The 23560-nt window shown below is 67.3% G+C and carries 20 protein-coding genes; 7 read left to right on the top strand and 13 right to left on the bottom strand.

What is annotated here, in order from left to right; genetic code table 11:
- Positions 1-26: 26 nt before the first annotated feature.
- Both ACIQC9_RS04850 and ACIQC9_RS04845 read right to left on the bottom strand, forming a co-directional pair.
- Positions 27-494: a hypothetical protein gene (locus ACIQC9_RS04850; protein ID WP_400612975.1), complete on the bottom strand. Its 468-nt coding sequence runs from the start codon at positions 492-494 to the stop codon at positions 27-29.
- Positions 491-1366 carry a D-alanyl-D-alanine carboxypeptidase family protein gene (locus ACIQC9_RS04845; RefSeq protein WP_400612972.1) on the bottom strand — a complete coding sequence of 292 codons (876 nt, stop codon included), beginning with the start codon at positions 1364-1366 and terminating at the stop codon, positions 491-493. Before ACIQC9_RS04845 ends, ACIQC9_RS04850 begins: the two co-directional genes overlap by 4 nt.
- A 126-nt stretch (positions 1367-1492) precedes the next feature.
- On the opposite strand from ACIQC9_RS04845, the gene ACIQC9_RS04840 reads away from it, so the two are divergent.
- The 3 genes from ACIQC9_RS04840 to ACIQC9_RS04830 are packed head-to-tail and all read left to right on the top strand — an operon-like array spanning position 1493 to position 4190.
- Positions 1493-2860 carry an MFS transporter gene (locus tag ACIQC9_RS04840; RefSeq protein ID WP_400612970.1) on the top strand — a complete coding sequence of 456 codons (1368 nt, stop codon included), beginning with the start codon at positions 1493-1495 and terminating at the stop codon, positions 2858-2860.
- Positions 2857-3645, top strand: a complete 789-nt coding sequence (gene mazG, locus ACIQC9_RS04835; protein ID WP_400612967.1) for a nucleoside triphosphate pyrophosphohydrolase — start codon at positions 2857-2859, stop codon at positions 3643-3645. The genes ACIQC9_RS04840 and mazG overlap by 4 nt, the downstream gene beginning before the upstream one ends.
- Positions 3642-4190 (top strand): DUF1643 domain-containing protein, encoded by a 549-nt coding sequence (locus tag ACIQC9_RS04830; RefSeq protein ID WP_400612965.1) that lies wholly within the window; start codon positions 3642-3644, stop codon positions 4188-4190. Before mazG ends, ACIQC9_RS04830 begins: the two co-directional genes overlap by 4 nt.
- Here ACIQC9_RS04830 and ACIQC9_RS04825 read toward each other — a convergent pair.
- The 7 genes from ACIQC9_RS04825 to dusB all read right to left on the bottom strand — a co-directional run bounded on the left by ACIQC9_RS04825 (position 4187) and on the right by dusB (position 13092).
- A complete protein-coding gene (locus tag ACIQC9_RS04825) occupies positions 4187-5824 on the bottom strand; it encodes a Na+/H+ antiporter (protein WP_400612963.1) in 1638 nt (545 codons plus the stop codon). The genes ACIQC9_RS04830 and ACIQC9_RS04825 overlap by 4 nt on opposite strands.
- Positions 5825-5828: 4 nt before the next feature.
- Positions 5829-7130: a GTPase HflX gene (gene hflX / locus ACIQC9_RS04820; protein ID WP_400612961.1), complete on the bottom strand. Its 1302-nt coding sequence runs from the start codon at positions 7128-7130 to the stop codon at positions 5829-5831.
- On the bottom strand, positions 7131-7376 hold the full coding sequence (hfq, locus tag ACIQC9_RS04815) for an RNA chaperone Hfq (RefSeq protein WP_013269198.1): 246 nt from the start codon (positions 7374-7376) through the stop codon (positions 7131-7133).
- 103 nt (positions 7377-7479) lie between these two features.
- Positions 7480-8343, bottom strand: a complete 864-nt coding sequence (locus ACIQC9_RS04810) for a D-amino-acid transaminase (protein ID WP_400612957.1) — start codon at positions 8341-8343, stop codon at positions 7480-7482.
- Entirely contained in the window at positions 8340-9755 is a 1416-nt protein-coding gene (locus ACIQC9_RS04805; RefSeq protein WP_400612955.1) for a sigma-54-dependent transcriptional regulator, read from the bottom strand. The genes ACIQC9_RS04810 and ACIQC9_RS04805 overlap by 4 nt, the downstream gene beginning before the upstream one ends.
- A gap of 11 nt (positions 9756-9766) precedes the next feature.
- A complete protein-coding gene (locus tag ACIQC9_RS04800) occupies positions 9767-12043 on the bottom strand; it encodes an ATP-binding protein (protein WP_400612953.1) in 2277 nt (758 codons plus the stop codon).
- Positions 12043-13092, bottom strand: coding sequence for a tRNA dihydrouridine synthase DusB (dusB, locus tag ACIQC9_RS04795; protein ID WP_400612951.1), 1050 nt, complete (start codon positions 13090-13092; stop codon positions 12043-12045). Before dusB ends, ACIQC9_RS04800 begins: the two co-directional genes overlap by 1 nt.
- A gap of 62 nt (positions 13093-13154) precedes the next feature.
- Between dusB and ACIQC9_RS04790 the strand changes: the two genes are divergently transcribed.
- On the top strand, positions 13155-14306 hold the full coding sequence (locus ACIQC9_RS04790; RefSeq protein WP_400612949.1) for a bifunctional 2-C-methyl-D-erythritol 4-phosphate cytidylyltransferase/2-C-methyl-D-erythritol 2,4-cyclodiphosphate synthase: 1152 nt from the start codon (positions 13155-13157) through the stop codon (positions 14304-14306).
- Here the strand turns inward: ACIQC9_RS04790 and ACIQC9_RS04785 are convergent, their stop codons facing one another.
- Positions 14307-16604, bottom strand: coding sequence for a spermidine synthase (locus tag ACIQC9_RS04785; protein WP_400612948.1), 2298 nt, complete (start codon positions 16602-16604; stop codon positions 14307-14309).
- Between the two features lie 87 nt (positions 16605-16691).
- Between ACIQC9_RS04785 and ACIQC9_RS04780 the strand changes: the two genes are divergently transcribed.
- Together ACIQC9_RS04780 and ACIQC9_RS04775 are read left to right on the top strand one after the other, a co-directional pair.
- Positions 16692-17183, top strand: a complete 492-nt coding sequence (locus tag ACIQC9_RS04780; protein WP_400615389.1) for a CinA family protein — start codon at positions 16692-16694, stop codon at positions 17181-17183.
- Entirely contained in the window at positions 17180-17413 is a 234-nt protein-coding gene (locus tag ACIQC9_RS04775; RefSeq protein ID WP_400612945.1) for a sulfurtransferase TusA family protein, read from the top strand. Before ACIQC9_RS04780 ends, ACIQC9_RS04775 begins: the two co-directional genes overlap by 4 nt.
- Here ACIQC9_RS04775 and ACIQC9_RS04770 read toward each other — a convergent pair.
- Positions 17373-18329 (bottom strand): YihY/virulence factor BrkB family protein, encoded by a 957-nt coding sequence (locus ACIQC9_RS04770; RefSeq protein ID WP_400612943.1) that lies wholly within the window; start codon positions 18327-18329, stop codon positions 17373-17375. The genes ACIQC9_RS04775 and ACIQC9_RS04770 overlap by 41 nt on opposite strands.
- A 136-nt stretch (positions 18330-18465) precedes the next feature.
- On the opposite strand from ACIQC9_RS04770, the gene ACIQC9_RS04765 reads away from it, so the two are divergent.
- A complete protein-coding gene (locus ACIQC9_RS04765) occupies positions 18466-19776 on the top strand; it encodes a diguanylate cyclase domain-containing protein (RefSeq protein WP_400612941.1) in 1311 nt (436 codons plus the stop codon).
- Here ACIQC9_RS04765 and mfd read toward each other — a convergent pair.
- Together mfd and ACIQC9_RS04755 are read right to left on the bottom strand one after the other, a co-directional pair.
- A complete protein-coding gene (gene mfd / locus ACIQC9_RS04760) occupies positions 19773-23228 on the bottom strand; it encodes a transcription-repair coupling factor (RefSeq protein WP_400612938.1) in 3456 nt (1151 codons plus the stop codon). The two genes, ACIQC9_RS04765 and mfd, sit on opposite strands and share 4 nt — an antisense overlap.
- The gene (locus tag ACIQC9_RS04755; RefSeq protein ID WP_400612936.1) at positions 23228-23542 is read right to left on the bottom strand and encodes a succinate dehydrogenase assembly factor 2; all 315 of its coding nucleotides are present in this window, start codon (positions 23540-23542) and stop codon (positions 23228-23230) included. Before ACIQC9_RS04755 ends, mfd begins: the two co-directional genes overlap by 1 nt.
- Positions 23543-23560: the final 18 nt, after the last annotated feature.

Genomic DNA, 23560 nt, shown 5'->3' with positions numbered 1-23560 from the left:
GCGCGAGCCGCCCGACGCAAGCCCGATCAGATCTCCATTCGCGCACCCAGAGGGCAAACGCGGTCATAGAAAGCTCGATCCGCCGGAACCCGCCCGCCGCGTCTCAGCAGGAAGCGATGCTCGACCACCATGGCCTGCTGTTCGATGTTCAGGGTCGCCCAGTCGCAGTCGACATCCAGCGGATAGCGATAGGCCGCCAGACTGTCCCCTGCCCTCAGCTTTCCGGTCAGCAGGTTCACCCCCTGCTGCGCCTGCCAGACATGGGTCAGCTCATGGATCAGCAGGGCCTGCACGCCCAAAGTCGCGGTCGAGGCGTCGGTCGGCATATGGGTCTTGGGCCACAGAATCCACGTCCTGCCGAACCAGTCGCCGGGCACGAAGGCGCGGTTGAAGGGCCACGGCGATCCGGCGATGCGCACCCGGTCCAGATCGAGCGAGTCACCAAAGGCTTCCTCGGCCAGGGCCCGCTCGCCGATGGTCAGCCCGCGGATCACGGCGCGGCCGCCTCGACGTAACCGCCGGTCGGACTGACCCATTCCCAGTGCCACGGCTCGTAGACATAGGGCACGAACCCGAACCGGCCCGCGTTCTTCACCAGCCAGCGATAGGTCGCGCCCCCTGTCATGGCCTCGCGACTGGTCTGGGAGGTGTTGTCCACGCCAAGGCCGGGCGCCTGACCGACATAGAGATCAACCGCCGTACCCGTGCGGTGCGCCGAACAGACGGCTCGCCTCAGGCCGTCACAGTTGCCGGATGCGGCGCAACGGGCGGCATCGGCCTCAGGATCGCGGAAGCCCGAGAATATCTGCAGCAGTTCCGGGTTACGCGCGACCTCCGGAACCTCCCTTCGCGCCGCTTCGACCATGCGGCGATAGGCGTCCAGCACGTCCCGACGCAGCAGACGAGTCAGGCGGTCTGCATGCTCCTCGCTCTCGACCAGATAGCCGAGCTGGTACAGCGGCGGCGGATCGGGGCACGGCTCCTGTCTGGCGCGCGCCATGATGAAGGGCCGGCGCTCCTGCCACACGCCCCGGAAAACCTGAAAGGTCGCGGCGTCGAACCAGCCGGTCGCCGGCAGGCCGTAGCGGAACTGGAATTCCGCCAGACGACGGGCGAAGGCGGCGGACTGTGGCGCGCAGTTGGTGCCGATCTCCTGCTGGATCAGCGGCAGATAGGTCCCCCAGCCGGTCTCGGTCGGACCGAAAGGCGTCCAGACCAAGCTGGAGAAGGACTGCGCATTGGCGAAGGCCGGCGCGGCCCAGTCCAGATCATCGCCGTCGCAGACCTCGGCGCCGTTCTGCGCACGGGCGGCGGGCGCGACCAAGACGGCGGCGGCGAAACCCAGAACCAGCAGAAACGAACGCATCCCCATTCGCCGATGGTGGCCTTGATACTGTGGCCGGGGCAAGGCCCGAGGCGTCTCGCGCACGAACCGCAAAGACGGCATGGTGTGGCCGGCGGCCGACTCATAGCCGCGATCAGAGCCCCGTCCATGACCGACGTCGCCTCGCCCGTCCCGGCCCGCCGCTCCAACGGAGTGCTGGCGGCCTTCTCGACCGTCTGCCTGCCGCTGGCGGCGTTCGGCGTCGCCCTGCCGGTGACCCTGCCCGAGTACTACGCCAGCCACGTCGGTATCGACATCGCCATGGTCGGCTACGTCTTCATGGCGGTGCGCGCGATCGACATCGCCTTCGACCCGATCATCGGCGCGGCGATGGACCGGACCCGGACCCGCTGGGGCCGGTATCGTCCGTGGATGGCGGCCTCCGCGCCCGTGCTAATGCTGGCGGCGCTGATGATCTTCGTCATGGTCAAACCCGGAGCCGGGCCGCTGTATCTCTTCGGCTGGCTGTTGGTGCTCTACCTCGGCTTCTCGGTCGGTACGCTGAGCCAGCTGGGCTGGGCGTCCGTGCTGGCTCCGGAGTACGACCAGCGAAGCCGGGTCTATGCCTGGTGGCAGGCGTTCAACATCATCGGCGTGATCGCCATCCTGATCCTGCCCGCGGCCGTGGTTCAACTGGGGCTCGGCGACTATGTCGCCGGGGTTCACATCATGGGCTGGGCCATCATCGCCGCCCTGCCCCTGACCATCAGTCTGGCGCTGGCCGCTGTGCCCGAGCCGGTCAATCCCGGGGACGCCCCGCATGGCGGGCTGAAAGCGTACTGGGACATCATCCGCCGCCCGACCGTCGCGCGCCTGCTGGCCGCCGACATCGTGCTGGGCGTGGCGCCCGGGATCACCGGCGCCCTGCTGTTCTTCTTCTTCGACCAGATCAAGGGCTACGACCGGACGGCCGCCTCGATCTTCATGCTGCTGTACTTCGTGGGCGGTCTGGCCGGCGCGCCCATCTGGGCCCGGCTGGCGACGAAGATCGGCAAGCATCGGGCGCTGGCGACGGCGAGCCTGATCTTCGCGGGCCTGTATCTGATCGCCACTGTCTTGCCCGGCGGAAACTTCGCCCTGACCGGCGCAGCCATGTTCATCGCCGGCCTGCCCTACGCCGCCGGCCTGTTTCTGCTGCGCGCCATGATGGCCGACGCGGGCGACGAGGTACGGCTGGAGACCGGCGTGGACCGGACGGCGCTGATGTTCTCGATCCTCAGCGCCACCACCAAGCTGGGCCACGTCTTCGCCCTGATCCCCTATGCGGTGCTGGGCTGGGTCGGATTCCAGGCCGTTGCGCCTGAGGGCGGGAACAACCCGACCTCGCTTCTGGTGCTGCAGGCCATGTTCGTCATCGTGCCGGCTCTGCTGATCGCCTCGGCCGCGCTCATCCTGCGTCGCTATCCGCTGACGCCGGCGCGCCATGACGAGATCCGCCGCGCGCTGGAAGCCCGGACGGGCGCCGTCGCGGAATGACCAGCCCGATCGACCGCCTGAATGCGATCATGGCTCAGCTGCGCACACCTGTCGGCGGCTGTCCGTGGGATGTCGAACAGACCTTCCGCACCATCGCGCCCTATACGATCGAGGAGGCCTACGAGGTCGCCGACGCGATAGAGCGCGGCGACATGAACGATCTGAAGAGCGAGCTTGGAGACCTGCTGTTCCAGGTCGTTTTCCATTCGCGGATGGCCGAGGAACAGGGTCTGTTCGCCTTCGACGATGTCGCCGAGGCCATGTCCGACAAACTGGAACGCCGCCACCCCCACGTGTTCGGCGACGAGGCGGCGAAGCCCGACGGCGTTGCCCAGAAGGCCCGTTGGGAGGACATCAAGGCTGCTGAACGTGCGTCGAAGGCCCAGCACGGCGTGCTCGACGACGTCCCCGTCGGCCTGCCCGCCCTCGCCCGCGCCGCCAAACTGACCAAACGCGCCGCCCGCGTCGGCTTCGACTGGCCGTCGACCGCCGAGGTGCTGGACAAGCTGGACGAGGAGGTCGCCGAACTGAAGGTCGAGATCGAGGCCGGCGATCTGGACAAGGCCCGCGACGAACTCGGCGACCTGCTGTTCGTCATGGCCAATCTGGCCCGCAAGCTGGGCGTGGAGCCGGAAGACGCCCTGCGCGGCGCCAACGCCAAGTTCGTGCGCCGCTTCGGCTTCATCGAGGCGGAGCTCGCGAAGGACGGGCGCACGCCGGATCAGTCCGATCTCGCCGAGATGGACGCACTGTGGGACGCGGCCAAGGGGGCGGAGCGGGCATGACCGCCGATCTGCACGATCCGGGCGGCAAGGTTCGGCTGGCGCTGATGCCGGGCGTGAACGGCGATGCGACATTCAGCGCGGACGGACGCTATCGCCAGCTGATGCGGCGCTGGCTGGGGCCGGTCTTTCCCGAGCGCTACATGCTGTTCATTGGTATGAACCCGTCGACGGCGGACGCCAGCGTCAACGATCCGACCTGCGCGCGGGAATGGACTTTCGCGCGGCGCGAGGGCTTCGAGGCCATGGTCAAGGCCAATGTCGGCGACTATCGCGCCACCGACCCCAAAATGCTGCTGGCGCCCGGCGTCGAGGCGTCCTCGCCCGATAACCTGCCGGCCATTCGACAGGCCGCCGCGGGCGCCGGACTGGTCGTCCTGTGCCACGGCAAGCTCAACAAGGCGCTGGCCCCGGCGGGCAAGGCGCTGATTGATGCGCTTCGGAAAGACGGCGTGCCGCTGTGGTGCTTCGGGACCAATGGAGACGGCAGTCCGAAACACCCGCTCTATCTCCGCGCAGACACGCCGCTGAGGCGATTCGAACCCTAGCTGTACCGCAGCTCCTGCAGATCTACCTCGCGGATCAGCCGCCGGGCGGTCGTCTCGTCGATCAGCCGTGCGCGGGCCATGCGGCCCAGCTCGTTCCGTTCGGCGGCGAGACCGACAAGGCGCAGCTGGCGCTCGACGGCGTCGCTGAGGCGGGCGGCGTCGACATCATCCGCGTCGGTGCGGGTCCGGCTTTCGATGCGCTCGCGGTAGAGCTCCATCAGGCGGCTGGCAATGTCGGAATAGAGGTCCGGATTCGCCTTGCCCTCAGCCATGGCGTGGGAGGCGTCCTCGATCGCGCGCAGAGCCGCGGCGGCGGCGGCGATGCGGCCCTGATCTTCCTCATGCGCATGCGACGGCTCGGGGGGCAGCTCGATATTTTTCAGCAGCTTCGGCAGCGCGATTGTCGCCACGACCAGTGAGACGATGATCACGCCCGCGGCGAGGAAGATGGCCAGCGCCCGCGAGGGCATGGGCGTGCCGTCATCGAGGGTGAAAGGCACTGTCAGGATGCCCGCCAGCGTGATCGCCCCGCGTACACCGGCCAGCGACATGACGGCAGTGAGGCGCAACCCGACCTTGGGCGTCGGCCCGCGATGGCGCCTGCGGAAAAGGGTCAGACGCAGCGACGTCCATACCCAGATGAAACGCAGGATCGCCAGCGCTGCGACGATGGCGAACACGTAGACCGCCAGCCACCAGACCTCGGGTCGGCTCGTGCCCGCCACGACCTCGGCCGCGCGGGACAGGATCGACGGCATCTGTTCGCCGAGGATGACGAAGATCAAGCCATTGGCGACGAACTGGACCGTGTCCCAGACCACGGCGCGGCGGATGCGTGTCATGGCCAGCGACTGGCCCTTGGCGCCGCCCCGCTCGGTGAAGCTCATGGTGACGCCCGCAGCCACGGCGGCGAGAATGCCGGACGCGTGCAGTTCCTCGGCGACCAGATAGGCGGCGAAGGGGATCAGCAGGCTGACCAGAATCTGGGCGCCGACGTCCTCGCCCCAGCGGCGGCTGATCCAGCCCTTGGCGGCGCTGATGACAAGGGTTACGGCGACCCCGGAGGCGACCCCCGCCAGCGACAGCCAGGCAAAGCTGGTCACGGCCTCGGACAGGACGAAGGCGCCGGTGCTGGCTGCAACGATGGCCAGACGCATACAGGTCAGGCCCGTGGCGTCGTTCAGCAGGGACTCGCCCTCAAGGATGTGCATCAGCCGCTTGGGGATCGGAGCGCGCGCGGCGATGGCCTGCACCGCGATGGGATCGGTCGGCGACAGGATGGCGGCCAGGGCGAACGCGACCGCCAGCGGCATCTCCGGGATCATCCACCAGAGCAGGAAGCCCAGACCGACGACGGTGAAGATCACCAGCCCGAGGGCCAGCTCGAGGATCACCGCACCATCCCGGAACAGGTCTTCCTTGGGAATCCGCCAGCCGTCGAGGAACAGCAGCGGCGGCAGGAAGAGCAGGAAGAAGATGTCCGGCTCGAGATCCACCGCCCGGCCGGTGATCAGCACGATACCCGCCCCGAGCGCGATCTGGACCAGCGGCAGGGCGATGCGGGTGATGCGGGCGATCGACCCGGAGACCACCACGGCCAGGAGCAGCAGAAGGGTGGTCTCGATCAGGTGCAACGGACTATCCGAACTGTCGCTCGAACCGACCCAGCGCGGCTGGATGCAGACGCACCGTTACGTGCGTACGTCCCTGTTCATCCGTATCGCGGCCGGTGACCCGACCGTTCTCGTAGAGCCAGGCCAACGCCTCGCCCTGATGGGGTTCCAGCACCAGCCCGGTCTCCGGGTCATCATCGATCAGGCCGGCGATCGTCTCTCGCAGGGCCTCGATTCCTTCCCCGGTCCACGCTGAAACCGCGACGGCCTCGCCCTGGACCTGCAGACGTTCAGCGTGACCAAGCACGCTCTCGCGAGCGTCCTCGTCCAGCAGGTCGATCTTGTTCCAGACCTCCAGCACGCGACGCGTCTTGCCCTCCACGGCCGGGATCTGTTTCAGCACCGCCTCGACATCCTTCGACTGGGCGTCGGAGTCCGGGCTGGCGATGTCGCGGACGTGCAAAATCAGGTCGGCCTCGCCCACCTCCTCCAGTGTCGCGCGGAAGCTTTCGACCAGTTCGTGCGGCAGGTCGGAGATGAAGCCCACGGTGTCGGCGACGATGGCGGGCCTGCCTTGCGGCAGACGGATGGTACGCTGCGTGGTGTCCAGCGTGGCGAACAGCAGGTCCTTGGCGAAGACCTCGGACCCCGTCAGCCGGTTAAACAGCGTCGACTTGCCCGCGTTGGTGTAGCCGACCAACGCCACCGTCGGGAACGGGACCTTCTGGCGCTGTTTCCGGTGCAGGCCGCGTGTGCGCCGCACCTCTTCCAGCTCGCCTTTCAGCTTGACGATGCGGTCGGCGATCAGGCGGCGGTCGAGTTCGATCTGGGTCTCACCGGGACCGCCGGTCGAGCCGGTGCCGCCGCGCTGACGCTCAAGGTGGGTCCAGGTGCGAACCAGCCGCGACCGTTCGTAGTCCAGCCGGGCCAGCTCGACCTGAAGGCGGCCTTCCTTGGTCCGGGCCCGACGACCGAAGATTTCGAGGATCAGGCCGGTGCGGTCGATGACCTTGCACTCCCACGCCTTCTCCAGATTGCGCTGCTGAACGGGGGTCAGGTCGTCGTCGATGACGACCGCCTCGGCCTCGGCGGCGCGGACCAGCGCGGCCAGCTCCTCGACCTTGCCGGACCCGAACAGGGTCGCGGGCACAGGCTTGCGGATGCGCACGATCTCATCCGCGCGGACATCGAGGTCCAGCGCTCGCGCGAGCCCGACCGCTTCCTCGAGCCGCTCCTCGGAGAGGCGCGGGCTGTCGGAACGTCCGTCAGGGTGGATGACGACGGCCCGAATCAGCGGGACGGCGTGGTCAATCAGTTTTGAAGTCAATCAGTCCTCGTCCGCCTCGGGCTCGTACAGTTGCACGGGCGCGGACGGCATGATGGTCGAGATGGCGTGCTTGTAGACGAGCTGCGACTGGCCATCGCGACGCAGCAGCACACAGAAGTTGTCGAACCAGGTGACTATGCCCTGAAGCTTGACGCCGTTGACCAGAAAGATGGTCAGGGGCGTCTTGGTCTTGCGGACCGAGTTCAGGAAGGTGTCCTGGAGGTTCTGGCGTTTGTCTTGCGACATGGCGGGTATGTCCCGTTCTTGATTGTTCTCCGGCCGTGGGAGCGGCGCGGGGCCGGGTGAGCCGGCCCGGCACATAAGCAGGGCTCCGCCTTACCGGCAACGTCTAGATGGCGTCGCGGCGCGCCTGATCAAGATACTTGGACCGGAGTTTGGTCGCGATCGGCCCCGGTTTGCCGTCGCCGATGACCACCCCGTCGATGGACACCGCCGGCATCACATAGCCGCTGGCCGAGGTGTAGAAGGCCTCGCGCGCCGTCTTGACCTCATCGACGGTAAAGGCCCTCTCCTCCAGTTCCAGCCCCTCGGCCTCGACCAGCTTGATCACCGCCGCGCGGGTGATGCCCCGCAGGATGTTGGACTGGGCGTCGCGGGTGCGCAGCTTGCCGTCCTTGTCGACAATCCAGGCGTTGGTCGACGAGCCCTCGGTGACCAGCCCCATGTCGTCGACCATCCAGGCCTCGGCGGCGCCCTTTTCCTTGGCCGCCTGTTTGGCGAGGACATTGGGTAGAAGACCGACCGTCTTGATGTCGCAGCGGCCCCAGCGGATGTCAGGATGCGTTACGATCGCCACGCCCTTGGCCGCGCTGGCGTTGCCCTTTGAAAGCGGCAACGAGCGCGCCGTGATGACCAGCGTCGGCGGCGTGCCCTCGGGCGGGAACGGGTGGTCGCGCCGGGCGGCGCCGCGCGTCACCTGAATATAGACCAGACCCTCATTGACCCGGTTACGTCGCACCGTCTCATGCAGCACGCGGGTCAGGGACTCACGGCTCATCGGCGCCGGGATGCGCAGCTCGTCCATGCTGCGATGCAGGCGGGTCATGTGGCCGTCGAAGTCGGCCATGCGGCCATCGAAGACCGACCAGACCTCATAGACCCCGTCCGAGAACTGGAAGCCCCGGTCCTCGATGTGGACGGTGGCCTGCCCATGCGGGACGTACTGGCCGTTGACGTAGGCGACGCGGCTCATGCCTCGACGGCTCCTTCTTCCTCATCATCGCCGCCCCGGGCCGGCGAGACGCCCAGCGACTTCAGCTTCCGGTGCAGGGCTGAGCGCTCCATGCCGATAAAGGCGGCGGTGCGGCTGATGTTGCCGCCGAACCGCATGATCTGGGCGGCCAGATACTCGCGCTCGAATACTTCGCGCGCCTCACGCAGCGGCAGGGCGATGATGCGATCCGCGCCGAGAGCGCCGGTGGAGTTGGCGTTGGTCGCCTCCTGCGGCAGGGCGTCGGCGCCGATCGGCTCGCTGACGTCACCGGTGGCGAGGATCAGCAGCCGTTCGACATTGTTCCTGAGCTGGCGAACGTTGCCCGGCCACGGGTGGACCTGAAGGACGGCGATGGCGTCGTCGCCCAGCCGGCGTTTCGGCAGTCCTTGAGACGACGACAGGCTCTCGATGAAGTGGTCGACCAGTTCCTGGATGTCCTCGCGCCGCTCGGACAGCGCCGGAACGCGGATCGGCACCACGTTCAGGCGGTGGAACAGATCCTCGCGGAAGCGGCCCTCCGTGATTTCCTGCTTCAGGTCGCGGGAGGTCGAGGTGATGACGCGGACGTCCACCTGAACGTCCTGCTCTCCCCCGACACGGCGGAAGCGCTGCTCGACCAGTACGCGCAGGATACGACTCTGGCTCTCGCGCGGCATGTCGCCGACATCGTCCAGATAGAGGGTGCCGTTGTGGGCGCGCTCGAAGACTCCGATCTTGCGCGGTCGACCGTCGGTGCCCTCCTCGCCGAACAGTTCGACATCCAGACGCTCCGGCGTCATTCCGGCCGCGGCGATGGCCACGAACTCGCCCTTGGCCCGGGCGCTGCCGTCGTGGATCTGGCGCGCGACAAGTTCCTTGCCGGAGCCCGGAGGGCCGGAAATCAGCACACGACTGTTGGCGGGAGCGACCTTGGCGATAGTGCTGCGCAGGGCCTGCGCCGCCGCGGACTTGCCGATCAGCCCGGCCGGCGCGGCGACCTGCGCCCGCAGACGACGGTTCTCGCGCTTCAGCGACGAGGTCTCCAATGCCCGCTGCACCACGACCACCAGCCGGTCGGATTTGAAGGGCTTTTCGATAAAGTCATAGGCGCCGCGCTGAAGCGCCGTGACCGCCGTCTCGATGTTGCCGTGGCCCGAAATCATCACGACAGGCAGATCGGGATCCAGCTCCTTGATCAGGTCCAGCAGCTCCAGCCCATCCAGACCCCCGCCCTGCATCCAGATGTCGAGCAGGGCCAGCGAAGGCTTGCGGGCCCGGATGGCGGCGAGCGCCTCGTCGGAGTTGGAGGCTGTGCGGACGGCATGCCCCTCGTCCTCAAGCAGGCCGGAAACCAGCTCGCGGATATCGGCTTCGTCGTCGACGACCAGAATGTCGGCGCCTGTGGATCGCATGGCGTTCCTCGCTATTCGGCGGCCGGCACAGCCGGCGCCTTGTTCCCGGCCTTGGCGGCCGGCGTCTTGTCGGGTTTCAGGGGGAAGATCAGGCAGACCTTGGCGCCGCCAAGGCTTTCGGCGTCGGCCAGCTTCAGTTCGCCGCCGTGCTCCTCGCAGATGCGCTTCACGATCGCGAGGCCCAGGCCGGTGCCCTTCTCGCGCGTCGTCACGTAGGGCTCGGTCAGACGGTCGCGGTCCTTGGCCGGCAGGCCGATGCCGTCATCCTCGATAACGAAGACCGCCTGATCGTCCTCGATCAGAAGGCGGGCCTGAATACCGTCCCGCGCATCGTCTTCGGGACGGGGCGAGATGGCGCGACGCGCGGCGACCGCCTCTCCCGCGTTCTTCAGAATGTTGGTCAGCGCCTGGCCGACCATCGAACGGTCCGCATTGAACTTCAACTTGGGCAGAGGTTCGATCAGGTCGACGCCAATATCGGGCGACGCCACCCGCTGGGCGAACACCGCCTCACGCAAAAGGTCGGCCGGATCCGCGCCCGCGAACCGGGGCGCCGGCATTCGGGCGAAGGACGAGAACTCATCGACCATGCGGCCGATGTCGCCGACCTGCCGGATGATGGTCTCGGTGCATTTGTCGAACACATCGACGTCGTCAGCCACCTGCTGGCGATATCGCCTGCGCAGACGCTCGGCCGAAAGCTGAATCGGCGTCAGGGGATTCTTGATCTCGTGGGCGATGCGCCGCGCCACGTCACGCCAGGCCGCGTTGCGCTGGGCTGTGACCAGTCGGGTGATGTCGTCGAAGGTCAGCACCATCTCGCCGCCGACGCCGCCTTCGATACGGACGCGCAATCGACGGGTTTCGGCATCGGCCTGAACGTCGATTTCTTCCTCGATGTGCGCCTCGGCCCGGCCGGCAAGCTCACTCAGCTCAGGCGAGACCTCCCCCAAGGGACGGCCGATGATGTCGCTGGACCGGATCGCGAGAAGCTCGATCGCACTGTCGTTGATGGCGGAGACGCGGCGCTGGCGATCCACGCCGATGACGCCTGCAGAAACGCCCGAGAGCACGGTCTCGATGAAGCGGCTGCGGCCGGTCGCCTCCTCACTCGCGGTTCGCAGCGCTGCTTGTTGAGCCTCAAGGTCGCCGGTCATGCGGTTGAAGGCGGTGGACAGGGTCTTGATCTCGCCGGGGCCGTCGGTGTCGTCGACCCGGGCAGTCAGGTCCCCGCTCGCGACCCGGTCCGCCGCCTCGACCAATCGACCGATGGGCGCCGAAATGGCGCTGGCCGCTGACATGCCCAGCCAAACAGCGCCGACCAGCACGAGAAGCGCCGTTTCGATATAGCTCAGCGCAAACGCCGCCTGAATGCGCGCCCGGCTCTCCTGAGCCTCTCGATACGCGACGATGGCCTGTTCGGCGTTGCTCATCTGGGCGATCAGGCCGGGCTTCAGCGGTCGCACGACATACAGGAACGCGTTGCCGTAGGCCGGGAAGGCCATGATGCCCCGGACCGCGTCAGGGTTTTCAGTCACCTGCTGAACCGACGGCAGGGTCTGGGCCGCCGCCTCTTCAAGTGCTGCGCGGGAGGGGGCGATATAGGGCGGCGCGCCCGGCGCCTCTCCGCTGGCGAGAACGGCGCCGTTCTCGTCAAGGATGTAGATGGCCGGATAGCCGAACAACTGCCCGACCTGCGTCAGAGCGTCCGCGAACTGGATGCTGTTGCCGAACAGGGGCCGCACGCCTTCCAGCTGCTCTCCGATAACGGCGAGATCGTTATCAATCTCCCGGGAGACGTCGCTGGTGTAGGCGCGCCCGATCGTGGCGCCGTTGTCGACGGCTGATTTGACGTTCTCGCTGAACCACTGATCCACGCCCCGGTTGACGAGCACGCCGAACACCAAGGCGATCAGCACCGCAGGGACCAGAGCCACCGTCGAGAACAGGGCCACGAACCGCAGGTGAAGGCGGGCGCCAGCGTCCGTCCGTCGCCGGAAGAGCTTCAAGGCACGGCGGCCGACCACAAAGGCCAGCCCGGCGATTAGCAGAAGGTTGACGCCCAGGGTCAGCAGCACAGCCCGGCTCGCCGCGTCCCGGGCGCCCGCGCCAGTGGCTCCGGGAGCGACAGCGACCAGCCAGATGGCCGCCGCGGTAATCGCGAGGGCCAGAGCGTAGACAACGAGGAAGGCGTTGCGGCGGCGTTCCTCGGACCATCCGGCCAGACCGCGCCAGACCCCGCGCGAAGCGGAGTGGCTGGAATCTGAGGCGGCGGGACGTTCCGTCATCAAACTCCAGCTTCAACCAGCTGTGGCGCATTATCAACAGCGGAGTTGCCGGAATACGTCACTTCGTCCCACAGCCTCGTGATAGCCGTCTCGACTTCGTCCGGGGTCTCCAGCCGGCACAGCCGGCTTTTGGCGGCGCGGCGATCGAGCGGATCGGCGGGCCACGGGGCCTGTTCGATGTACCAGCCCAGATGTTTGCGGAACATCTTGAGGCCCAGCGGCAGGCCGTAGAACTCGACCGAGCCCCGGAGATGCTCGATGACTATGGCGAGCCGCTCATCACGATCTGGCTCCTGCAAGACCGTGCCGTCGACGAGTGCGCGTTCAAGATGGGCGGCCAGCCAGGGCCGGCCGTACACGCCACGGCCCAGCATCAGGGCGTCGGCCCCGGACTGCGCCAGCGCTGTCCGGGCGTCCTCCGCGGTCAGGATGTCTCCGTTTACAATGACAGGGATGTCGACGGCCGCCTTGACCTCGCCCACGGCCATCCAGTCTGCACGTCCTGTGTAGAACTGCTGGCGCGTGCGCCCGTGCACGGTGACCGCCTTCACGCCGATGCTCTCGGCCCGCCGGGCGATGTCCGAGGCGTTGCGGCATGCGTCATCCCAACCCAACCGCATCTTGACGGTGACCGGTCGTGTGGTGGCGCTGACCGCCGCCTCTATCAACCTGCAGGCCAGATCAGGGGTGCGCATCAGGGCGGATCCGCAGGCGGCGCCGGTCACCTCCTTTGCGGGGCATCCGAAGTTCAGGTCGATGATGTCCGCGCCCGCACGTTCAGCCATGCGGGCGCCCTCGGCCATGGCGCCCGGGTCGCGGCCGACCAGCTGGATCACCGTGAGCGGCAGCCCCTCCCCGACCGCTGCACGGCGCACGACGTCCGGGCGGGCGCGCGCGAGCTCGGCGGCGGCCACCATCTCCGTCGCGACGTAGGCCGCACCCAGACGCGAGGCGAGCAGCCGGAACGGCAGGTCGGTGATGCCGGTCATGGGGGCTGTGAGCACCCGCCCGGGCACCCAAACGTCGCCTATCTGCAAGCCTGTGGCCATCGGGCCCTTTCCGCCGCGTCCCTCCCTCTCGTCAAGCGGAACCGCGGCGATTAGAAGGCCGCATGCCTGATGCCTTGCCCGCCTTTTCCGCCATTGTCGTCGCCGCCGGCTCAGGCAGTCGCGCCGGGGGCGGCAAGCAATGGCGGCGTCTGGCCGGCAAGCCGGTGGTGCGGTGGTCGGTCGAAGCCCTGCTCGATGCCGGCGCGCAGGACGTTGTCGTCGTGACGCCTGAAGGCGCCGACATTGAACTCGCGGAAGCCTTGCGCGGCTTGTCTGGCTGGCGCGCCGTCACCGGCGGTACGGCGCGGGCGGACTCGGTTCGCAACGGCCTTTTGGCGATTGACGCCGCCGACGTGCACCCTGTGCTGATCCACGACGCCGCCCGCCCCCTGCTCTCCAGGGCGATCATAGGCCGCGTCCTTGAGGGACTTCCGGATGCGGACGGCGCCCTGCCCGCCCTGCCCGTCGCCGACAGCCTGCGCCGCGCCGTCGACGGCGCCGTTGGCGACACCGTTGACCGCGAAGGCCTCTGGCGCGCCCAGACGCCACAGGCTTTTCGCCTGCGGACCATCCGCGACGCCTATGCCGCGTGGACCGGGCCGGAAACTCCGACGGATGAGGCGACCGTGGTTCAGCGCGCTGGCGGACGAGTCCGGATCGTCGAGGGCGACGTTCGCCTGACCAAGCTCACCTTTGCCGAGGACTTCGCCATGGCGGAACAGATGATTCCCCGGTCCGTCCGGGTCGGTCAGGGATTCGACGCGCACCGCTGGGGGCCGGGCGAGTCCGTATGGCTGTGTGGCATTGAAATCCCCCATGACCAGACCCTGATCGGGCATTCCGATGCGGACGCGGGTCTGCACGCCCTGACCGACGCCCTGCTCGGCGCGATGGGCGACGGCGACATTGGCGATCACTTCCCGCCGACCGATCCGAGGTGGAAAGGCGCGGCGTCGGACCAGTTCCTGATCCATGCCGTCGAGCGGCTCACTGCCCGCGGCGGCCGCCTGCTCAATGTCGACGTCACCCTGATCTGCGAGCGCCCCAAGGTGAAACCGCACCGTCAGGCGATGCGCGAGCGGTTGGCCGAAATTCTCGGCCTGCCCCTCGACGCTGTCAGCGTGAAAGCCACCACGACCGAAGCCATGGGCTTCACCGGGCGGGGCGAAGGCCTCGCGGCGCAGGCCATCGCGACGATCGAGCTGCCGAGCTGATTAAAGTGGACGCTCGGGCGGCGGGAACATGTGTCGCCACATCGATCCGAAGAGATTGACGTAGTCGTCCGTCCACGGACGAACCCGCGTTGGCAATGGCGTTGTCCAGTCTCCATGCCCGTCCAGATCGGCGAGACCCTGCGGCGTCGGTGACAGCACCAGCGCCTCGGTTGAGGCGATCTGCATGTCGGGCAGCGTCCCGTCCTCAATGTAGATGCTGTGTCGGTACGGCACGCCCAGCGCCTGCGCTGCAGCGACCGTCGGCAGGGTGATGTCGAGGTTCCGGTTCGACAGATGAAGCAGCACCACCCCGTTCGGCTTCAGCTTGCTCAGATACATGCGGATAGCCTCCTGCGTGAGCAGATGCGTCGGCACTGAGTCCGACGAGAAGGCGTCAACGATCAAAAGGTCGTAGCTGCCCGCAGGCTGCTTCTCGAACGTCAGCCGGGCGTCGCCCAGCACGGTGTCGATATCCCCCACGGCACAGTCAGAGATGTAGGTGAACCAGCGCGGATCGCGCGAAACCCGATCCATCATCGGGTCGATCTCGAAGAAGGTCATGCGGTCTTCCGCCCGCTTGTACGCCGCCATGGCGCCGGAGCCCTGTCCGATCACGCCGATCCGGGCCGGACCACGGGCCAGTACGGCCTCGGTCGCACCGCCGATGGGCGTGTCCGGGTTGTAGTAGAGGTTCGGGATGCAGTCGAAGGCCGGGTTGCGGGCCTGTGCGCCATGCAGCGTGGTGCCATGCATCAGGACGTGAACGTCGCCGCCCATGCGATCGTCCTTCGTCGTCGCCACCCGCATCACGCCAAAGAAGCTTCGGCCCGAATAGTCCCAGGCGTACCCCCGCGCGACATGCTGCGCCGACAGAGTGATCATGACCACGATGGCGACGTAGGCCAGCGCCCGGTCGCGAACCCAGAAGGCGCAGATCGCGGCCGCCCCCAACACGATCTGCGCGACTTGCGCCTCGGTGAACGGCGAATGGGCGCTGAACCAGGCCCAGGCCCCCGGTTGCGAACGAATAATGCTGCCGATGAGGTGGGGAACCAGACAGGCCACGATCGCAAACAGCAGCACGATGATGTGGCTGATCGGAAGCTTTCCCCTGCCCCACGGGCGGGCCAGCCCGATGATGGCCAGCACCAGCGGATACTCCCAGACCATGTTGAAAACGACCGGGGCGACCAGCGCATTGAAAGCTCCGCCCACGACGCCGCCCAGCGACATCAGCAGGTAGAATTCGGTCAGGCGGTCAGGCGCTGGCCGCCTCTGCGCCAGCCGCTGGTGACACATGAGGGTGAGAAAGAAGAAGGCGCCGATGTTGATCGCGAACGCGATGGGCCACTCGGTGGAACGGAAGGCCGCCACGATCGCAACGACCGCTCCGAGGGCCGCTGCTATCACGAGAGTGACGTTGATCGGAATCCACGGACGGGCCTGGAAGGCGATCACGAAGGTCAGCAGATAGAGCGCCAGCGGCACGACCCACAGAAAGGGCGCGGACGCGACGTCGGTCGCAAGGTGTGCGGTCACGCCCAGCATGAGGCTGGACGGACCGGCCGCCAGCAGAACCCAGATGATCTTTTCACGCCACGGAATCGACGGGCTGACCGCCAGCGTCGGCGCGTCAGCCGTGGTCAGACGTCGACGCCACACGAGCAGCGCCAGAGCCACGACCATGAGCAGGAAGGCCACATACCCACCGCTCCAGCCCCATCGCTGACCCGAGAGGGTGGCCAGTGGCTCGATGACCAGCGGATAGGCCAGAAGCGCGAGGAAGCTGCCCAGATTGGATGCGGCATACAGAACGTAGGGGTTCTGACCATCCGGGTAACCCGCGCGTACCCGGGCGTACCAGGCTTGCAGCAACGGAGCCGTTGCAGACAGCACGGCGAACGGCGCGCCGATCGAAAGCGCCAGCGTGCCCAGCATCCATCCGATCGGGGCCGACGGGTCCGGCTCGCCCAGCCATCCGTTGATGTGCAGCGGAAGGAAGAGCGCGGCGACGAGAAGCAGCGAGAGGTGGATCAGGACCTGGGTCCGGATCGACCCGACCCGCTGCAGCAGATGCGCATAGCCGTAACCGGCCAGAAGCGCGGTCTGGAAGAAGACCATCGACGTGTTCCACACCGATGGCGACCCGCCCAGAATCGGAAGCACCAGCTTGGTCACCATCGGCTGGACCACAAACACCAGAGACGCCGAGGTGAAGATCGCGACGGCGAACAGAATCGGGGTCAGACGGTCAGGGGTAAGCGCCAGTCCGTCGTCGCCGATGGTGGTGTCGGTCATTCGCGCCTCGTATGTTGCCCGGACAGGGCGCTATCGTTCTATTGAGCCTTGATTCAGAAGGCGGGTCACCAACAGAAAGCCTTGGCCGTGTTCCCTGAAGACATCCAGATCGTCGCACGCAGCATAGTGGAATCCGCGTCTCAACGGGGAATCATGCTGGCCTGCGCCGAGAGCTGCACGGGCGGCCTGCTCGCGGCGGCCCTGACCGAAATCCCGGGGTCGTCAGCGGTGGTGGATCGCGGCTTCGTCACCTACAGCAACGAAGCCAAGATGGAGATGCTTGGTGTCCCCAAGGATCTTCTGGATGCGCACGGGGCTGTGTCCGAAGAGGTTGCGCGCGCCATGGCGGAAGGGGTGCTGGCTCAATCGAACGCGGTCGCCGCAGTCTCGGTGACCGGCATCGCCGGTCCCGGCGGCGGGTCGGCGCTGAAGCCCGTGGGCCTGGTCCATTTCGCGGTCGTTGGACCGGCCGGAGTCGGGCATGTCGAGCGACGGTTCGAGGATCGGGGTCGCGAGGCGATCCGGATGGAGGCTGTCCGGCAGGCGCTGGGGCTGCTTTTGGATCAGGTGACCGGATGATCGTCGACGCCCGCGGCCATCGCTGCCCGACACCCAGCCTGAAGCTTCAGAAGGCCTTGAAGGAGGTGGAACCCGGCGAGGCCGTGACACTGCTGGCGACCGATCCCATGGCCCGGATTGATGTGCCTTATCTCATAGAGAGCCTCGGCGGAGAGGTCGTATCGGTCGCCGAGGAGGCGGGCGTTCTGACTATCGTGGCCCGGACGCCCGGCGCGTCGACAGATCAATGACGGTATCACCCTCGTCCGTGTCCGGTTTGGGCTCTGCCGGCTCGTTGCTCCGGCGGATCAGGATCTCCATCTCGGTGGCGAAGGCGCCGCCGTAGAAGATGGCGTTGACGTTCCACGACAGCCAGATCAGCAGCACCACCACCGCGCCGATCGAGCCATAGGTCGCACCCAATGGAGCGATCTGCTCGACATAGATGGCGCATAGCCACGACGAGATGCTGGACATCACGGTCGCCACCAGCCCGCCCACGATCGACGGAAACCAGTCGCAGCGGTCCCGGTGCGACATGGCGTAGCGATAGAGAAGCGCCAGCCCGACCCAGAGACCCAGCGCCGGCCAGAGCCCGTCCAGCGCCACGCCGCCCTGCGACGCCTGCACCGCAGAGCCCGCGCGCTCGATCAGGCGCGACGTCACGACAGCGCCCGAGACGATGGTGAATAGCCCGAATGCGAAAAGGGCGACGAAGAAGGCCAACAGGTTGAAGCGGAAGAAGCCGTGAGGCTCGGTCTCGTCATGGATCAGGTTCAGACCGGCCAACAAGGCCTTGAATCCACGGTGTGCCGCGTAACCGCCGATGACGAGGGCGAAGAAGCTCTGTGTCGACACCGCGCTGGCCGGCGCGTTCGCCAACCTGTCGATCTCCTGCAGGAAGATCGCCCGCGCCGCATGGGGAATCACATCGGCCAGCGCCGCGACCTGTTGCCCCACCTCACCGATGGACAGCACGGCCTTGTAGAAGCCGATCAGGATCGCGATCGCCGGGAACACCGCCAACAGGGCGAAGAAAGACACCCCGCCCGTGTAGAGCATGACGTCGCGGCCCCAGCTGCGGCTGAACGCCTTCACGGCCAGCCGGCCCCACAGGCCCGGCGCCGACCAGCGGGCGGCGACCTCGATATTCGATCTGGACTGCAACCCGGTCCCCACAACCGCTCAAGCCGGCCGTTGTAGCCTATTTCATCACCGGGAAAAGCTTGGCTGCGCCGTTGCCTCGCGAGCCGCACCCGTTATGGTCGCCGAACCCGATTTGGTAAGGGCTGGAGACGCACGCTTGGGATCCGATCCGCGCATACTTGTGATCGCTCCTGACGACAGCGTCATAGGCGCCCTCTGCCAAGGCCTCGACGCCCTCGGCTGGCGCACGGTGACGGCGCGATCCCTCCCGTCCGCCGTTCAGGTCCTGATCGACTGGCCGCTGGAAACCGTGGTCATCGACGCGTCAGTGGACGGCGCGGCCGAGGGAATCAGCGCCCTTCGGCAGGCGGTATCGCCCCGGCGTCTTCCCGTGCTGGCGATTGGCCCTGAAGCCACCTTGTGGGCTGCCGGAACGGCCGATCTGGTCATGTCGCAGCCGCCCCATCCGGCGCAGGCTGCGCTCCGGCTGGAGACTCTCGCCCGCTCCGCCATCGCGGAAGAAGAGGTCTCCCTGCGCGAGGCGACCTTCGCCGCCCGGGGCGAGCCCCTGCCCCCGGTCCAGCCCGAGGACGCGCCGCTGCGCGTGCTGGCCGCAGGCAAGCCCGACAGGCGTTTCCTCGCCCTGTCCAACGCCCTGACCGACCGCGGCTGCGAGATTGTCGCGGCTCCGACGCCCTATACGGCCTTTGACTATCTGCATGAGCGGGCGTTCGACGCCGCGGTGCTGTGGGGCGCGGAAGACCACGCGCCGGCCCTGTCGATCGCGTCGGGCATGAAGCGGAACACCCGCCTGTATCACATCCCGGCGGTGCTCTATCTGCGGGTTGCGGGCGAGATCAACCTGTCCGAGCTCTACAACCGCGGCTTCGCGGACGTCGCCTCGTCGGATACGCCGGAGGACGAGACGGCCGACCGCATCGTGGCGCTGGGTCAGGCGCATCGGCGGCACATCGCGGTGCGCAGGGCGCTGGAAAGCGTGCGCGGTTCCGGCCTGACCGATCCGACGACAGGCCTGTTCACGCCCGAACTGTTCGCCAGCCATCTGGCCCGTATCGCCCAGGGCGCGCGCCTGCGTCGCCGGCAGTTGTCCGTGGCGGTGCTGCGGGTGTCCGAGACCGAAGCGGTGGTCGAGGCCCGGCGCAACGGGTGGCTGGACCGCGCCCTGCCGCAGATCGGGGCCATGGTCTCGCGCCTGATCCGCACGGAGGACACGGCGGCGCGACTGGCGCCCGACGTATTCGCGCTGGCCCTGCCGGCGACGCGCGGAGCCGCCGGCCGTGTGGCGGCCGACCGGATCGCGGCGGTCATCGGCTGCACCGCCTTCGACGCCGGCCCCGACAAATCGCCTTTCGTCGTCGAGTTCGAGGTCGGCGTGGCCGAGATGGCGCCCGGAGAAACCCCGGCCGCCGTCCTCACCCGCGCCTCCGCCGACTCTCTGCGAGGCTAGGCGGCGCCGGCGACGCGGGCGAGGTCGGTGGTGATCCGTTCGGCCACCTTCAGTCGATCCTCCGGCGTATCCCAGTCGCCCTTCACGACGACCTTCTGATCCGGCCGGATCTTCCAGAACGCCTGATTCTTCTGGATCAGGCCCACGAGGCCGACCGGGTTCGGGAAGGCGTTGTTGCGCAGGGTCAGCACGGCGCCCTTTGGCCCGACGTCGATGCGCTCGATGCACGCCGTCTTGCAGTTGGCCTTGATGCCGACGATGCGCAGCAGTTGCTTCGCTTCATCCGGCAGCGGCCCGAACCGGTCGATCAGTTCAGCGGCCAGCGCCTCGCGCTGCTCGGTGTTGTCCGCATCCGACAGGCGACGATATAGACTGAGACGAACGTTGAGGTCCGGGACATAATCCTCTGGAATCAACACCGCCGCGCCCACATTGATCGCGGGCGACCAGCCGCGATCGACGACGCCGCCGCCCTCGCCCGCCTGACGCAGCTCAGCGACCGCGTCCTCAAGCATCTGCTGGTACAGCTCGACCCCGACCTCGCGGATATGGCCTGACTGCTCGTCGCCCAGCAGATTGCCGCCGCCGCGTTGATCCAGATCATGACTGGCCAGCTGGAAACCGGCGCCGAGATTGTCGAGCGACTGCAGGACCTGCAATCGACGCTCCGACGACAGGCTCAGCGGCCGCGTGGGATCGGTCGTCAGATAGGCGAACGCCCGCGCCTTGGCCCGCCCGATCCGGCCCCGAATCTGGTGCAGCTGGGCCAGACCGAACATGTCGGCCTTATGCACGATGAGCGTGTTTGCGGTCGGCACGTCCAGTCCGGATTCAACGATCGTCGTGGACAGCAGGAGGTCATAGGTGCCGTCGTAGAAGGCGCTCATCACCTCCTCGAGCTGTCTCGGCGACATCTGGCCGTGGCCGACCACGAACTTGATCTCCGGCACCTGCGTTCGCAGGAACTCCTCGATATCCGGCAGATCGCTGAGGCGCGGCACGACGTAGTAGGCTTGCCCGCCGCGATATTTCTCGCGCAGCAGGGCCTCGCGGACCAGCACCTTGTCCCACGGCGTGACATAGGTCCGCACCGCCAGACGATCGACCGGCGGTGTGGCGATGATCGACATCTCGCGGATGCCCGACAGCGCCATCTGCAGCGTGCGCGGGATTGGCGTTGCCGTCATGGTCAGCAGGTGAACGTCGGCCCGCAGGGATTTCAGCTTCTCCTTGTGCTTGACGCCGAAGTGCTGCTCCTCGTCCACGATCACTAGACCGAGGTCCTTGAATCCGACCTGATCCGACAGCACCGCATGTGTGCCGACCACGATCTCGAAGGAGCCGTCCTTCAGGCCCGCACGCGTCTCCGCCGCATCCCTGGCGGTGACCATGCGCGACAGGTGGCGAACCTTGACCGGCCAGCCGGCGAACCGCTCGCTGAACGTCTTGAAGTGCTGGCGCGCCAGCAGGGTCGTCGGACAGACGACCGCGACCTGCTGGCCGCTCATGGCCACGACGAAGGCGGCGCGCAGGGCGACCTCGGTCTTGCCGAAGCCGACATCGCCGCAGATCAGGCGATCCATGGGCGTGCCCTTGCCCAGATCCTCCAGCACGTCGCCGATGGCGTTCAACTGGTCGTCCGTCTCTTCATACGGGAAGCGGGCGCAGAACTCGTCGAACAGGCCCTGCGGCGGCGTAATGGCGTCCGACGTCCGCAGCGCGCGCTTGGCGGCGAGAGCGATGAGGCCCTCGGCCATGTCGCGCAGGCGCTGCTTGGCCTTCGCCTTGCGCGCCTGCCATCCGGCTCCGCCCAGCCGGTCGAGCTGAACGCCTTCGCCATCCGTGCCGTAGCGGGTCAGAAGGTCAATATTTTCAACCGGCAGATAGAGCTTGCTCTCGCCGGCGTACAGAAGCTCCAGACAGTCGTGCGGCGCGTCCTGGATCTCCAGCGTCTTCAGACCCTCGTACCGGCCGATGCCGTGATCGAGGTGGACAACCAGATCGCCCGTCGTCAGGGCGGACGCCTCGGCGAGGAAGTTGGACGCCCGCCGCTTCTTCTTCGGCCGCGCCAGCCGGTCGCCGAGGATGTCGGTTTCAGAGATGACCGCAATTGAATCGGTCTCGAACCCATGCTCGACCGGCAGGACGCCACGCAGATAGATGCCTTCCGGCGCGGCTTGCACGTCCGCCCAGTCGCGAACGGGCACGACGTGCTCCAGGCCGTGGTCTGACAGCATCGACGCCAGCCGTTCGGACGACCCCTCGGTCCACGACGCGAACAGAACCCGCTTGCCGTCAGCCTTTACGGCCTCGGCGTGGCGCGCGACTGCCTCGAACAGGTTGACACTGTCCTGCGCACGCTCGGCCGAGAAGCTGCGACCGAGGCGTCCACCCGCGTCTTCACCCGAGGTGTTGAACGGTGTCAGCCGTCGCACCCAGCGCCCGGCCAGCGCCTGGTTCCAATCGGCTTCGTCGAGGTAAAGCCGTTTGGGCGGCAGGGCGCGATAGGCGGAACCGCCCTTGCTCTGGCTGGCGTCCTGGCGCGCTTCATAGGCGTCAGCCGTCAGATTCCAGCGCTCGGCGCGCGCCGGCTCGACCTGATTGTCGAGGAACACACGCGCATCGTCCGGCAGGTAGTCGAACAGGGTCTCGAGCGACGGGTAAAGCAGCGGCAGCCAGTGCTCCATGCCTTGTCGGCGAGCGCCCTCGCTGACCGCGACGTACATCGGGTCATCGCCTGCCGCGCCGAACAGGTTCAGATAACCGGTGCGAAAACGCGAGATCGTCTCGGCGTCCAGCAAGGCTTCCGACACCGGAGCCAGCGAGACTTCCCGGCGCTGCCCCGTCGATCGCTGGGTGGCGGGATCGAAGGTGCGGATCGACTCCAGCTCGGAGCCGAACATGTCCAGCCGCACCGGCTCGTCGAACCCCGGCGGATAGACGTCGATCACCCCGCCCCGCACGGCGAACTCGCCCTTCTCGGACACGGTCGACGCACGCATGTAGCCATTGGCCGCGAAGTACCGCTCCAGCGCCGTGGTATCGAGATCGAGCCCGACGGTGGTTTCGAAAGACGCCCCGCATGTGACGTCCTGCGGCGGCGTCCGCTGCATGGCGCCCGCGACGGTGGTCACGACCAGCATCGGCTTAGCGTCCCTCGGCAGGCGCTGCGCAAGTCGCGTCAGAGCCGCCATCCGCTCGGCGGAGACCGACGAGGTGGGGCTCAGCCGGTCGTACGGCAGGCAGTCCCAGGCAGGGAACTCGACGACCTCGATGTCGCCGGCGAAAAAGCGGAACGCCTGAACGAACTCGCCCATGCGGGCGAAGTCGCGCGCGACGAACAGACCCACGCCGCCGTCGGTCTTCAGCTGTTCGGCGACTGTCAGCGCATCCAGCCCCTCCGGCGCGCCGCCCAGTTCCCGGTTGTCCCGTTTCAACGTCTCGCCGTCCATCAGCCGGCCCCCTTGGCGACTTCCGCGGCCACATGCGCGGCCATGAAGGCGCGGATCCGCGCCATCAACGGCGTCTCGAACTCGGCGGGAGCAGCCTCTGTGCCAATGATCCAGGCGTAGAGAAGATGATCGTCGTCCAGCATCAACAGCGTCTCGAAATCGGTCAGGTCGCGCTCGGACAGCGTAGGCCCTTCGCGATCCGCGAATGGCCCGAGCACCAGATCGGCCTCGCGGAATCCGCGCCGCCACGCCCGGAAGGCGATCCGGCCCAGTCGGGCCTTGGTGTCGTCAGGACGCGCGTTCGTGTCGGCCACAAGAATCCTTGCCCGGTC

The organism is Brevundimonas sp. NPDC092305 (assembly GCF_044755415.1).
In the GTDB taxonomy this organism is placed as follows: domain Bacteria; phylum Pseudomonadota; class Alphaproteobacteria; order Caulobacterales; family Caulobacteraceae; genus Brevundimonas.
The sequence above is the reverse complement of the archived record's forward strand: the minus strand, read 5'-3'. Positions and strand labels throughout refer to the sequence as shown.

Bases quoted from the DNA above. Each gene is read 5' to 3' on its own strand.
- ACIQC9_RS04845 (WP_400612972.1), bottom strand. From the start codon at position 1,366: ATGCGTTCGTTTCTGCTGGTTCTGGGTTTCGCCGCCGCCGTCTTGGTC.
- ACIQC9_RS04840 (WP_400612970.1), top strand. From the start codon at position 1,493: ATGACCGACGTCGCCTCGCCCGTCCCGGCCCGCCGCTCCAACGGAGTG.
- mazG (WP_400612967.1), top strand. From the start codon at position 2,857: ATGACCAGCCCGATCGACCGCCTGAATGCGATCATGGCTCAGCTGCGC.
- ACIQC9_RS04830 (WP_400612965.1), top strand. From the start codon at position 3,642: ATGACCGCCGATCTGCACGATCCGGGCGGCAAGGTTCGGCTGGCGCTG.
- hfq (WP_013269198.1), bottom strand. From the start codon at position 7,376: ATGTCGCAAGACAAACGCCAGAACCTCCAGGACACCTTCCTGAACTCG.
- ACIQC9_RS04810 (WP_400612957.1), bottom strand. From the start codon at position 8,343: ATGAGCCGCGTCGCCTACGTCAACGGCCAGTACGTCCCGCATGGGCAG.
- ACIQC9_RS04805 (WP_400612955.1), bottom strand. From the start codon at position 9,755: ATGCGATCCACAGGCGCCGACATTCTGGTCGTCGACGACGAAGCCGAT.
- ACIQC9_RS04800 (WP_400612953.1), bottom strand. From the start codon at position 12,043: ATGACGGAACGTCCCGCCGCCTCAGATTCCAGCCACTCCGCTTCGCGC.
- dusB (WP_400612951.1), bottom strand. From the start codon at position 13,092: ATGGCCACAGGCTTGCAGATAGGCGACGTTTGGGTGCCCGGGCGGGTG.
- ACIQC9_RS04790 (WP_400612949.1), top strand. From the start codon at position 13,155: ATGCCTGATGCCTTGCCCGCCTTTTCCGCCATTGTCGTCGCCGCCGGC.
- ACIQC9_RS04785 (WP_400612948.1), bottom strand. From the start codon at position 16,604: ATGACCGACACCACCATCGGCGACGACGGACTGGCGCTTACCCCTGAC.
- ACIQC9_RS04775 (WP_400612945.1), top strand. From the start codon at position 17,180: ATGATCGTCGACGCCCGCGGCCATCGCTGCCCGACACCCAGCCTGAAG.
- mfd (WP_400612938.1), bottom strand. From the start codon at position 23,228: ATGGACGGCGAGACGTTGAAACGGGACAACCGGGAACTGGGCGGCGCG.